This window comes from uncultured Cyclobacterium sp., from assembly GCF_963976465.1.
Classification (GTDB): domain Bacteria; phylum Bacteroidota; class Bacteroidia; order Cytophagales; family Cyclobacteriaceae; genus Cyclobacterium.
Map to the genome: position 1 here is coordinate 1 of NZ_CAXBOC010000120.1, position 12,001 is coordinate 12,001.

General features: G+C 37.7%; 11 protein-coding genes. 8 read left to right on the top strand and 3 right to left on the bottom strand.

All coding sequences use genetic code 11. The features are described 5' to 3' along the window. Positions 1–402: 402 nt before the first annotated feature. Positions 403–1,722: an adenosylhomocysteinase gene (gene ahcY, locus AAC037_RS08795; protein ID WP_339902636.1), complete on the bottom strand. Its 1,320-nt coding sequence runs from the start codon at positions 1,720–1,722 to the stop codon at positions 403–405. Between the two features lie 66 nt (positions 1,723–1,788). Beyond that, positions 1,789–2,550, bottom strand: coding sequence for a biotin--[acetyl-CoA-carboxylase] ligase (locus AAC037_RS08800; protein WP_339902637.1), 762 nt, complete (start codon positions 2,548–2,550; stop codon positions 1,789–1,791). Positions 2,551–2,651: 101 nt separating this feature from the next. On the opposite strand from AAC037_RS08800, the gene rsfS reads away from it, so the two are divergent. From rsfS to AAC037_RS08825, 5 genes are all read left to right on the top strand, one after another. After that, on the top strand, positions 2,652–3,002 hold the full coding sequence (rsfS, locus tag AAC037_RS08805; RefSeq protein ID WP_339902638.1) for a ribosome silencing factor: 351 nt from the start codon (positions 2,652–2,654) through the stop codon (positions 3,000–3,002). Between the two features lie 71 nt (positions 3,003–3,073). Further along, on the top strand, positions 3,074–5,110 hold the full coding sequence (gene ftsH, locus AAC037_RS08810) for an ATP-dependent zinc metalloprotease FtsH (protein ID WP_339902639.1): 2,037 nt from the start codon (positions 3,074–3,076) through the stop codon (positions 5,108–5,110). A 171-nt stretch (positions 5,111–5,281) separates the two neighbouring features. After that, positions 5,282–6,067, top strand: a complete 786-nt coding sequence (locus AAC037_RS08815; RefSeq protein ID WP_339902640.1) for a UDP-2,3-diacylglucosamine diphosphatase — start codon at positions 5,282–5,284, stop codon at positions 6,065–6,067. Next, the gene (locus tag AAC037_RS08820; protein ID WP_339902641.1) at positions 6,048–6,881 is read left to right on the top strand and encodes a hypothetical protein; all 834 of its coding nucleotides are present in this window, start codon (positions 6,048–6,050) and stop codon (positions 6,879–6,881) included. The genes AAC037_RS08815 and AAC037_RS08820 overlap by 20 nt, the downstream gene beginning before the upstream one ends. A 151-nt stretch (positions 6,882–7,032) precedes the next feature. After that, a complete protein-coding gene (locus tag AAC037_RS08825; RefSeq protein ID WP_339902642.1) occupies positions 7,033–7,467 on the top strand; it encodes a hypothetical protein in 435 nt (144 codons plus the stop codon). Between the two features lie 56 nt (positions 7,468–7,523). Here the strand turns inward: AAC037_RS08825 and AAC037_RS08830 are convergent, their stop codons facing one another. After that, positions 7,524–7,952 carry a peptidylprolyl isomerase gene (locus tag AAC037_RS08830; protein ID WP_339902643.1) on the bottom strand — a complete coding sequence of 143 codons (429 nt, stop codon included), beginning with the start codon at positions 7,950–7,952 and terminating at the stop codon, positions 7,524–7,526. Positions 7,953–8,153: 201 nt separating this feature from the next. Here AAC037_RS08830 and AAC037_RS08835 point away from each other — a divergent pair, with 201 nt between their 5' ends. The 3 genes from AAC037_RS08835 (at position 8,154) to AAC037_RS08845 (ending at position 11,844) form a co-directional block, all read left to right on the top strand. Then, entirely contained in the window at positions 8,154–9,533 is a 1,380-nt protein-coding gene (locus AAC037_RS08835) for a sigma-54 dependent transcriptional regulator (protein ID WP_339902644.1), read from the top strand. After that, a complete protein-coding gene (locus AAC037_RS08840) occupies positions 9,523–10,866 on the top strand; it encodes an ATP-binding protein (RefSeq protein WP_339902645.1) in 1,344 nt (447 codons plus the stop codon). Before AAC037_RS08835 ends, AAC037_RS08840 begins: the two co-directional genes overlap by 11 nt. Positions 10,867–11,031: 165 nt before the next feature. Then, a complete protein-coding gene (locus AAC037_RS08845) occupies positions 11,032–11,844 on the top strand; it encodes a UDP-2,3-diacylglucosamine diphosphatase (RefSeq protein WP_303612670.1) in 813 nt (270 codons plus the stop codon). Positions 11,845–12,001 lie beyond the last annotated feature (157 nt).

Sequence of the window (12,001 nt, forward strand, 5' to 3'; positions counted from 1 at the left end):
ATACTGATTTCATATTGCCTGTATTATTTAATCTATGAAGTGTAATTAACAAAGTTTTACTTCTAATCAGTCCCCTAAATTGTATTTTTTTTCTTTGGCTTTAAAAAAAGACTAATAATGCTACATTTTTCACGAAACCGTCTAAAAATAGTTGGCCAAAATACAGCACCAATCTTTTCTCATCTAATATTAAGTAATTCTTAAGGAGAATAAATAAATATTGGCAGAAAGCATCTAAAAATAATAAAGGCTTTACCTTATGCAGGTAAAGCATGCTATCTTATTTTAGTACTAGCTACTTAAGGCTTTGCTACATTCTTCCATGCTTTAGCAATCATTAAAACAAAAAACCTCAACCATAATACAATGGTTGAGGCATTCTTAATGAGAAAATAGGATCTATTAATACCTGTAGTAATCAGGCTTAAATGGTCCCTGAGGAGCCACTCCAATATATTCTGCTTGGTCTTCTGACAATTGATCCAATTCAACGCCTAATTTCTTAAGGTGCAATTCAGCTACCTTTTCATCCAAATGTTTAGGCAACATATAGACTCCCGGCTTGTATTGGTCGGTATTGTTCCACAATTCTAGCTGGGCCAAAGTTTGGTTAGCAAATGAATTGGACATCACAAAAGAAGGATGACCTGTAGCACAGCCCAAATTCACTAGTCTTCCTTCAGCCAAAACGATGATGTCGTTACCATCTACATTGTATAGATCTACCTGAGGTTTGATTTCGTCTTTGGTATTGCCATAAGTTCCATTCAACCAGGCCATATCAATTTCATTGTCGAAATGACCAATATTACAAACAATGGCCTTGTCTTTAAGTGCCCTGAAGTGTGCTTCTGTAATAATGTCTTTATTACCGGTGGCTGTAACTACGATATCCGCTTCTTTAACTGCGTCAATCATTTTCTTAACTTCAAAACCGTCCATGGCCGCCTGCAAAGCACAAATTGGATCCACTTCCGAAACAATGACTCTAGCACCGGCTCCACGAAGAGAGGCTGCAGACCCTTTTCCAACATCACCATAACCTGCTACGGCGGCTACTTTCCCGGCCATCATTACATCTGTTGCACGTCTAATGGCATCCACCAATGACTCTTTACAACCGTATTTATTATCAAACTTAGATTTGGTGACAGAGTCATTTACGTTAATCGCAGGAATTGGCAAGGTTCCATTCTTCATCCTTTCATAAAGCCTATGCACACCTGTGGTGGTTTCTTCAGAAAGCCCCTTGATATTGCCTACCAACTCAGGGTACTTGTCCAATACCATATTGGTCAAGTCTCCGCCATCATCCAAAATCATATTCAAAGGCTCTTTTTCTTCACCGAAGAATAGGGTTTGCTCTATGCACCAATCAAAGTCTTTTTCGGAAAGCCCTTTCCATGCATATACGCTCACACCTGCTGCCGCCACTGCTGCTGCAGCATGATCCTGGGTGGAAAAAATATTACAAGAAGACCAGGTAACCTCAGCTCCTAAAGCGACCAAAGTTTCGATCAATACTGCAGTTTGAATTGTCATGTGAAGACAACCCGCAATTCTTGCCCCCTTCAAAGGTTGAGAATCTCCAAACTCTTCTCTAAGGGACATTAATCCGGGCATTTCACTTTCAGCAAGTCTTATTTCTTTTCGACCGTAATCGGCAAGAGAAATATCCTTTACTTTATATTGAACGTATTCCTGTGATTTCGTTGCTGACATATTTGAAATTATATAGTTTCTAGGAAAATTTTGTCAAATTTAGGTATAAGTGAACACAAATGAAAATTAGTCATTTCTAATTAGCCTAATTTGTTTTAGCTCATAACGAATATGTTTTCCATTTTGTTTAAGCATTTCCAAATGGCCAAAATTCCCCACTCCGGTAATTTTACCTGAAAAAATCTCTCCATCATCATAGGTAGCCCACTTATCAAACAAATAAAGGCTGTTTTGATAGGTTTCTTTAATGGATTTAAATGATTCGGTTTTCAAATGAAGGTACCATTTTTCAATATTCTTTAAAATTTCGCTCAGGACTTTATTCAAATCCAAATCAGTTCCTAAAATGCCTTTTAATGAGATGGCTCCTTTCGTCTTAAATGCTGTCTGATTGACATTGATACCTAAACCAATAATAGAGTAGTCCAGATATTGACTTTTTAAACGATTTTCAAGCAACATCCCTCCCAGCTTTTTGCCTTGATAATAAAAATCATTCGGCCATTTCACTGCTACGTCATTTACATATCGATTGAGGCCTTGCTTAACCCCAATGGCAATGGCCATGTTCAAGATAAATTGATCATTGATAGATAAAAAGGAAGGAAATAAGACCAAGGAGAAAGTCAGGTTTAGCCCTGGCAATGATTCCCACTGGCTCCCTCTTTGCCCTTTGCCCCTACTTTGATTGTGTGCAATGACAACTGCGCCATCATTAATAAGTCCTGACCGAACCATCGAAAGCGCAACGTCGTTGGTAGAGTGACAGTCTGTCAGGTTTATAATTTCTTTTCCTAAAAAAACAGTATTGGCAAGGATTTTATGCATCTATTATTAGTTATTTCACCCCATAATCTGGATATTTAATGTTTCATCTCAAGTTATGGATAACAAAGTAAATAAATTTAAATTACACGATAAATAAATATATGACGGCAGAAGAGCTGTGCAAGGTTATTGTAAAAGGAATGGAAGATAAAAAAGCTTCTAACATCGTATTGATGGACTTGAGAGATATCTTTAGCACGATGACTGATTTTTTTGTGATTTGTTCAGCCACATCCGACACACAGGTTGATGGTATTTCCAACGCAATCGAAGAAGAGGTTTATAAAACGAATAAGGAAAGACCATGGATGAGTGAGGGAAAAAACACGCGCCAATGGGTCCTACTTGACTATGCAAATGTTGTTGTTCATATTTTCTTAAAAGACACGCGGGAGTTTTACCAATTGGAGGAACTTTGGGGGGATGCTAAGATTACCAAAATCAGTTCGTAATAATACTTTAGGTAGAAACTTTCTTTTATCTAATTCGTTTTAAAAAAATTCAAGCATTATAAAATACCGACATGAGTAATAATAAATCTAAAAAATTTGTTCCAAAACCTCCCCAAAAGCCGAATTTTCAACTTTGGTTGATCATAACCGCGGTCATTGTCCTTATTGGCGTCACCTGGTTTAATCAAAACACGGCCACTGTTGAAATTACCATGAAGCGTTTTGAGGACATGGTTTTAAGCAATGACGTAAAGAAAGTAACTGTCATATTTAATCAAAATTATGTTGAAGTCACTCTAAAAGAGGAGGCACTCGAAAACCAAAGGTATAAAGATGAACTGGAGAGTCAGAACAGGTTTTCAAATCCTACGGGACCACATTATAAAATTAAGATCGCCTCTGTTGATAATTTTATAGAAAATTATTCACAGCTGGAAGAAAAATTACCTGAAGAGCAAAGAATAGGTTATTCAGCTAAAGAAGAAGAGAGCTGGGGCAACTGGATTTCAAGTTTCGGCTTCTTGATTTTAATTTTCTTCCTTTTTTGGATGATGATGCGAAGGATGTCCGGACCAAGTGGACCGGGAGGACAAATCTTTAATGTAGGCAAGTCAAAAGCCCAATTGTTTGATGCTGAAAACAAAGTTAAAATCACGTTTGACAATGTGGCAGGTTTAGACGAAGCAAAAGAAGAGGTTGAAGAAATTGTAGAATTTTTAAAAACCCCTGCCAAGTTCACCAAACTGGGGGGTAAAATACCAAAAGGAGCTTTACTAATAGGCCCTCCGGGTACAGGTAAAACTTTACTTGCCAAAGCAGTGGCTGGGGAAGCAGGTGTTCCTTTCTTTACACTTTCCGGATCCGACTTCGTGGAGATGTTTGTAGGGGTAGGTGCTGCGAGGGTTCGTGACCTATTCAAACAAGCCAAAGAAAAAGCGCCTTGTATTATATTTATTGATGAAATAGATGCCATAGGCAGATCCAGAGGAAAAGGACAGATGCCCGGATCCAATGACGAGAGAGAAAACACCCTTAACTCCCTATTGGTAGAAATGGATGGGTTCGGAACGGATTCAGGAGTAATTGTCCTTGCAGCAACCAACCGCCCGGATGTACTCGACAGCGCATTGCTAAGAGCAGGCCGTTTTGATCGCCAGATAAGCATTGACAAGCCCGATATTGTTGGTAGAGAAGCTATCTTTAAGGTTCACTTAGAGCCCATCAAAACTTCAGATGATATAGAGCCGAAAAAACTAGCTGCCCAAACCCCGGGATTTGCAGGTGCAGAAATTGCCAATGTTTGTAATGAAGCTGCTTTAATAGCGGCGAGAAGAAACAAAAACGCGGTGGACATGCAAGATTTCCAAGATGCAGTGGACCGGGTAATTGGTGGTTTGGAAAAGAAAAATAAAATCATCTCTCCTGAGGAGAAAAAAATAGTTGCCTACCACGAGGCAGGACATGCTGTAGCCGGTTGGTTCTTAGAACATGCCGATCCATTGGTTAAAGTAAGTATTGTCCCTAGAGGAATTGCTGCTTTGGGCTATGCTCAGTACCTTCCAAAAGAACAATTCCTTTACCAAACCGAACAGCTTATCGACGAAATGTGTATGGCATTGGGAGGAAGAGCTGCTGAAGAAATTATCTTCGGTAAAATCTCTACAGGAGCATTAAGTGATCTTGAGAGAATCACCAAAATGGCTTATTCCATTGTCTCTGTGTATGGAATGAATGATAAAATAGGTAATGTTTCTTTCTATGACAGCAAAGGTGGTGAATACAAGTTTGACAAACCTTACTCTGACAATACGGCTCAGACCATAGATGAAGAAGTGCGCAAACTTATTGAGTTTGCTTATTCCAGGACCCTTGACCTTTTAAGGGAGAGGAAAAATGAATTGGTTAAAATAGCCAAGGAGCTTTTGGAGAAGGAAATATTATTCCAAGCAGACTTGGAGGAGCTTATTGGTAAGCGGCCTTTTGACAAGGAAACAACTTACGAAAAGTTTACCAAGTTAAAAACCGATGACAAAGCCATCGAAGCACCAAAGAACGATGGAACAGATACGGATGATAAAAAAGAAGATGTAGTGGAAAACAAAGACTAAGGTCTAAGTCAAACGATACAGTCACAATAATTAAAGGAGGGGAAACCCTCCTTTTTTGATATATTGGTGGTCTATAAGCTATTTTTATAAATAAACAGTAATTTTGTAAGCAAAACAGATCGTTTCCAAAGCATGCCGCCATCTCAAATTGCTACAAATAGCAACAATTCTATGAACATCACATTACAGCAATCTCAAAAGGTCTATTTTGTTTCAGACTTTCACCTTGGAACTCCGGATGACATTAGCAGTAGACAAAGAGAAGATAAAATAGTTAAGTGGCTAAGCGAAATTGAAGCAGATGCTGCTGCAATTTTTTTTGTAGGGGATATATTCGATTTTTGGTTTGAATACGAAAAAGTAATACCTAAAGGATTTTTTAGATTCTTCGCCAAGATCACCATGATGAGAAGCAAGGGAATACCTATGTTTTTTTTCACGGGTAATCACGATTTATGGATGAAGGATTACTTTTCCGAAGAATTGGGAATACCCGTATTTCACCACCCTCAAGAGATTGAAATAAATCACAAACGTTTCCTCGTTGGACATGGTGATGGCTTGGGGCCGGGAGATAGAAAATACAAATTGCTCAAAAAGTTTTTTACCAGCAGCTTATGTAAATGGCTGTTCAAATGGCTACACCCGGATATTGGAATCGCAATAGCTCAAGCCTGGTCCAAAAACAGTCGCCTCTCGAACGAGTTGAAGAAGGAAGATGAATTTAAAGGTAAAGAACAGGAATGGCTTTTTCAATACAGCAGAGATATTGAAAACAAAATTCATTTTGATTATTATATATTTGGCCACAGACACTTACCTTTAAATTTACCTATCAATGACACTTCAGTGTATTTCAATCTGGGAGAATGGGTGAATCAATGTTATTACGGTGAATTTGACGGAATAAGCTTTCAACTTAAGCAGTACAATGGCTATGCAATTAAGGCTAATTAAGACGTTTTCAGCGAGCCTATTGTTGCTTTGTATGGGAGGAAATGTTTATGGACAAAACGATGACCTTAACCAATTATGGGAGCTTTCCCTATCGGGAATAGATAAGCTGGCCACCAATAACAGAGGCGATATCTTTGTGACAGATAATCAAGGTTATCTTTTTCAGTACGATTCAAAAGGAAGTTTAATCAATCAATTGGCTACATCATTAAGTGCACCCGTCACAAATTTGGATGCCTACAATACTGTAAATGTTTTTCTCTTTAGCTCAGCTCTGCAACGATTTGAGTTTTTGGACAGGTTTCTAAACCCGATTAGTAAACTTTCCATCGATGCGTCAATTTCCTCAGGTTGGGTAAGTCAAGCCTGCCCCGGCAACAACAATAGCCTGTGGCTGTACGATGAGTCAGCTCTTAATTTAATTAAGTTTAGCCTTATCAACAATGAGCTTTTGCAAGCTCAGGCCTTGAATACGCTGATTCAACAGAATGACCTGAAAGTGATCTTGCTAACTGAAAGAAATAATATGTTGTTTCTTCAAATTGCTGAAGATGGGTTGTATATTTTTGACAATCAAGCCAATTTTATAGAGAAAATCTCTCTTACCACAGAAAACAGGTCGGTAGTAGAAGGAGATTATGTTTATGTGATTCAAGATGACCAATTGATCAAGATCAATTACTTGACCAAAAAATCCCAATCATTTGCTATTCCTAAAAATAAAAACTTTAAAAAAATAAGCCTTTCTTCCTTACAGCTGTGTTTGGCCAACGAAAAGATCCTGGCTGTTTATAAACGCCCTGAAAATTTCTAATAAAACACCATACAACCATTTACATAAAACAGAGTAATATTTATTGCTTTAGGGCCAATAATTCGTTTATTAGTTATAATTTTGTTAAATTATATTAATTAAAGTTGAATTTTTAAAATTATTCGGATCGATCTTTGCTATTTGCACATTAATGAATGTAGAAAAATACACCTTAAAATTTACAGTATCTGTACTCCTTTTTTTAGCACTTTTCCAATTGGGGAGATTTTCTGCAGAGGCTCAGAACGTTAGCAGGACCTTTGAAACAGAAATTTCATTTCCAAAGGATTTAAACACCCCTACGGTAAACTTTAATTTGCAATCATTGGGAAATAAAAAGTTTAAACTTATCCTAGATAAACCGAATACCCAGTCAACGGAAGTGAAAATCTTTGATATCTTAGGTAACCTTATTTTGCAAGACCAGCTTTTACCTGATGAAGGCCTTCAAAAAAACTATGACTTCACCCATCTAAACAGCAAAATATTTGTTGTGGAAGTTGGCAATGCCAAATACAACAAAACAAAAAGTATTTATGCCAACCCTCCTGGCACAATTGATAAACAAACCAAAACAAAGGAATAAAAAAAAGGACTTGAATAACAAGTCCTTTTTTTATTGTTAGATTATATGATCCAAATTTAGATTACTTCAACAAGTTGGATATCAAATACCAAATCTTCTCCTGCAAGAGGATGGTTGGCATCAAGTGTGATTTTAGCTTCGTCTACATGTACCACTTTTACCGGAGTGGGCTGTCCTTGTTGGTTTTGAATGGATAGGTCCATTCCAACCTCAGGTTTAATTTCTGCAGGCACCTGATCCAAAGGTACGTCTAACATCATGTCCTCTCTTTTCTGACCATAAGCTTCGTCAGTTGGAATTGTTACACTTTTATCGTCGCCTACCTTCATGCCTTCTACGGCCACGTCAAATCCTTTTATCATTTTGCCATCTCCCAAAACGAACTCAAGAGGCTCTCTGTCTTTAGAAGAATCGAATATTGTTCCGTCTTTAAGTTTTCCTGTGTAGTGTACCTTTACGGTATTTCCTTTAGTTGCTACAGACATAATTTATGTTTTTTTTGTTTGATGCACAAAGGTAACAGAAATATCAGGCTATTAAAAAATTAGAACTCACGAATGTCATTGTGTTCAAATTCGAAAAGAATTTGTTCACTTTCGAACATTTTTTTCTACCAATACACACAATTTTTCTTATTTTGGGGTATTAAAGCTTGGCATAATTTCAGCAGTTAAAAATCAAAAACAATGGAGGAGAAAAATTTAGGTAAAATTTTAATAGTAGATGACAATGAAGACCTGCTTTTTGCAGCCAAAATGTTATTGAAAAAACATGCCAAAGAAGTAAACATTGAAAAAGACCCAAGAAGAATTCCTTTTTTGATCAACAATAACACTTACGATGTCATTCTTCTCGACATGAATTTTACGGAGGACACCACCTCCGGTAAGGAAGGGTTTCATTGGCTTAAAAAAATAAAAGAAATCGATCCCAAGGCTGTGGTAATCCTGATAACCGCTTTTGGAGACGTGGAAATGGCGGTGCAAGCACTTAAAGAAGGAGCCACAGATTTCATCCTAAAGCCATGGCAAAATGAGAAATTGCTAGCTACCTTATCAGCCGCCATCAAATTAAAAGAAAGTTACAATCAAGTGGACAAGCTTTCAAGTCGTCAGAAGCAACTTCAAGCAGACTTGAAAAAACCGTTTTCGGAAATTATTGGCCGCAGTGCTTCCATGAAAAATGTATTCTCTATAATTGAAAAAGTGGCAAAAACAGATGCCAACGTTTTGATCTTGGGTGAAAATGGAACAGGAAAGGAATTGATTGCGCGTGCCATTCATGACCAATCTGAGAGAAATGATGAGATTTTTGTTGGGGTAGACATGGGGGCTATTACAGAAAGCTTGTTTGAAAGCGAATTATTTGGACACAAAAAAGGGGCTTATACAGATGCAAAAGAAGACCGTGCAGGGCGATTTGAGGTGGCAGACAATGGCACCTTATTCTTGGACGAAATAGGTAACCTCAGCATGCCCTTACAATCCAAACTATTAACAGCCCTTCAAAAAAGGGAGGTTACAAGAATTGGTTCCAACAAATCGTTGCCCATAGATATTCGACTGATATGTGCGACCAATATGCCCATTCACAATATGATTATGGAAAGCACTTTCCGTCAAGACCTATTGTATAGGATTAATACGGTGGAAATTTTTCTTCCGCCACTCAGAGACCGACAGGATGATATCCCTATATTGGCTGAACATTTTCTTAAAGTCTATGCAAGCAAATACAGAAAAGAATTTAAAGGTCTGAAACATAGCGCACATCAATTGCTGCAAAGGTACAGTTGGCCGGGAAATATCAGAGAACTTCAGCATGCCATAGAAAGGGCCATAATCATGGCCGAAGGAGAGGAACTAGACAGTCGGGATTTCTTTTTTCTATCAGCAAAACCTGCTAACGAAAAAATAAGTACCAACACCTTAAATCTCGATGAAGTGGAAAAAAACATGATCCAAAAGGCAATCGACAAAAACAGTGGTAATATTTCTAAAGCAGCGAAAGAATTGGGGTTGACCAGGGCTTCCCTATACAGAAGGTTAGAAAAATATGGATTATAAAATAGGTTTACTGGGAAGGGTCTTTGTGCTTGCATTAAGTCTTTTCTTTCTGGCATATATCATCGGCAATGATGCAGGAGTATTTGCCATCTCATTATTTATCATTCTTACTTTTGTTCAATTGATACTGCTTATCCGCTATGCAGAAAGCAGTTTCAAAAAAGTCAGACAGTTTCTGGACAATATCAAGCAAAACAATTATGCTACAGTATATCCGGTGAAGTTTGATGGCACAGAAACAGATGACCTCCATATTGAGTTCAACGCCATCCTGGCAAAACTCAAAGAAGACCAACTGGAAAAAGAAGCCAACTTTCAATATTTCAGAACAGTATTTCAGCACCTCAGCATCGGACTAATCACCTTTGAGGCGGATGGAAGTGTACAGATACTCAATACGGCTGCCAAGCGGATGCTCAACATTGATAAACTCAATCACATTCGAGAGATTTCAGGTATCAATAAGGAATTGTATCAAGCTATAGACCAACTACGGACAGGAGGAAGTGAACTTATAAAAATCGCCCATCCAGATGGAATCATGCAATTGTCCGTTTATGCCATAGAACTGGTATTGAGGGATACGAAGTTTAAATTGGTTTCCTTACAGAATATTCAAAGTGAGCTAGAGGAAAAAGAAATGGAAGCCTGGCAAAACCTTATCCGGGTACTTACCCATGAAATCATGAATTCAATTGCCCCCATTTCCTCTTTAGCAGCCACCATAAGCACTGATTTAAAAGACAAGATCAAAAATAAAGGACAGGTAGAACAGGATGATTTACAAGATTATCAAATGGGCATTTCCACGATAGAGAAAAGAAGTGAAGGCTTGATCAATTTTGTTAGCGATTTTAGAAGTCTGGCTCATGTGCCTTTGCCAAAATTTACAGCTATAAAATTAAAAGAACTTTTTGACAGGCTAGACATCTTGTTTCAAAACCAAAATGAAGAAAAATCCATCCAGTTTAATAAAGAAATTCATCCCAACGACCTGCTTTTATTTGCTGATTGTTCCTTAATTGAACAGGTATTGATCAATCTGGTTCAGAATGCCATCCATGCAGTGGAAGAAACACCAAGCAAGAAAATAACCTTGCGGGCTTTCATTGATGACAATGGAAAGATAATCATTGAACTGGAAGATTCCGGAAAAGGAATCGAAGAAGAGGCATTGAATAAAATCTTTATTCCTTTTTTCACTACCAAGCAAAAAGGCTCGGGTATTGGGCTAAGCCTTTCTAAACAAATCATGCGTCGGCACAAAGGCAACCTTCAAGTTAAATCAAAAGTGGGTGAAGGAACTGTTTTTAAATTAATTTTCAATGCATAATTCTTCTTTGTAGCACAAACACTACTTTTCTCTTTGGTATAATTCGGTTTTTAACAATTCCTTCATATAGACAGAGGATCCTCCCTCCAAATTAGCATTTAAATAATAAGGGCTTCATTACCAGTTTATTTGGCATGATTAAATTGCTTCCAAAATAAAATCATTTTGGAGACAAATTTTAAAACGATTATTCTATCTGACATCCACCTTGGAACCAAAGGTTCCAAAGCCAAAGAAGTGGTCAGGTTTTTAAAGCAGCACGAATGTGAAAACTTGATCCTAAATGGAGATATTATCGATGGATGGCAACTAAAAAAGTCAGGCAGCTGGAAGAGAAAGCACACCAGGGTATTCAATAGAATCTTGAAAATGATAGATTCAAATAAAACCAAGGTCTATTATCTCCGTGGCAATCATGACGATTTTTTAGATCAGGTCCTTCCCCTTGAAATCGGTCGGCTTTCTATTCTGAAAGACATGATTTATGAGAGCAATGGCAGAAGGTATTTCATCACACATGGGGATGTCTTTGACAATATCACCACCAACCTTCGCTGGATAGCTTATTTGGGAGATATAGGTTACACCTTTTTGCTGTGGCTCAATACTCAAGTTAACCTATATCGTCGCAAAAAAGGCTTGCCATACTTTTCCCTTTCCCAATATGTAAAATCCAAAGTTAAATCGGCTGTTACTTATATAGATGACTTTGAAAAAGAGCTATGTAAAATTGCCAAATCAAAGAATTGTGATGGGATAATCTGTGGCCATATTCATAAGGCAGAAATTAGAAATATTGATGGCATTGACTATTATAACTCCGGAGATTGGGTGGAATCTCTTAGTGCCCTGGCTGAGGATCACGAAGGGAATTGGCAACTGATTTACTACAATGAACTGGATTTTAGCCAAACCGATAAAAACAAGGTGGTTAAGATGAAGGACATTACAATCAATCAGGCCAAGAACTTTTATTAAAAGCGAAAAATGAAATTTTTATTTATCGTTCAGGGTGAAGGAAGGGGGCACATGACCCAAGCTCAGGTGCTTAAAGGGATTTTAGAAAAGCAGGGACACAGCATAGAAGCAGTGATTTTAGGAACTAGTCAAAGAAGGAAAGTGCCCACCTATTTTT

Bases quoted from the DNA above. Each gene is read 5' to 3' on its own strand.
- ahcY (WP_339902636.1), bottom strand. From the start codon at position 1,722: ATGTCAGCAACGAAATCACAGGAATACGTTCAATATAAAGTAAAGGAT.
- AAC037_RS08800 (WP_339902637.1), bottom strand. From the start codon at position 2,550: ATGCATAAAATCCTTGCCAATACTGTTTTTTTAGGAAAAGAAATTATA.
- rsfS (WP_339902638.1), top strand. From the start codon at position 2,652: ATGACGGCAGAAGAGCTGTGCAAGGTTATTGTAAAAGGAATGGAAGAT.
- ftsH (WP_339902639.1), top strand. From the start codon at position 3,074: ATGAGTAATAATAAATCTAAAAAATTTGTTCCAAAACCTCCCCAAAAG.
- AAC037_RS08815 (WP_339902640.1), top strand. From the start codon at position 5,282: ATGAACATCACATTACAGCAATCTCAAAAGGTCTATTTTGTTTCAGAC.
- AAC037_RS08820 (WP_339902641.1), top strand. From the start codon at position 6,048: ATGCAATTAAGGCTAATTAAGACGTTTTCAGCGAGCCTATTGTTGCTT.
- AAC037_RS08825 (WP_339902642.1), top strand. From the start codon at position 7,033: ATGAATGTAGAAAAATACACCTTAAAATTTACAGTATCTGTACTCCTT.
- AAC037_RS08830 (WP_339902643.1), bottom strand. From the start codon at position 7,952: ATGTCTGTAGCAACTAAAGGAAATACCGTAAAGGTACACTACACAGGA.
- AAC037_RS08835 (WP_339902644.1), top strand. From the start codon at position 8,154: ATGGAGGAGAAAAATTTAGGTAAAATTTTAATAGTAGATGACAATGAA.
- AAC037_RS08840 (WP_339902645.1), top strand. From the start codon at position 9,523: ATGGATTATAAAATAGGTTTACTGGGAAGGGTCTTTGTGCTTGCATTA.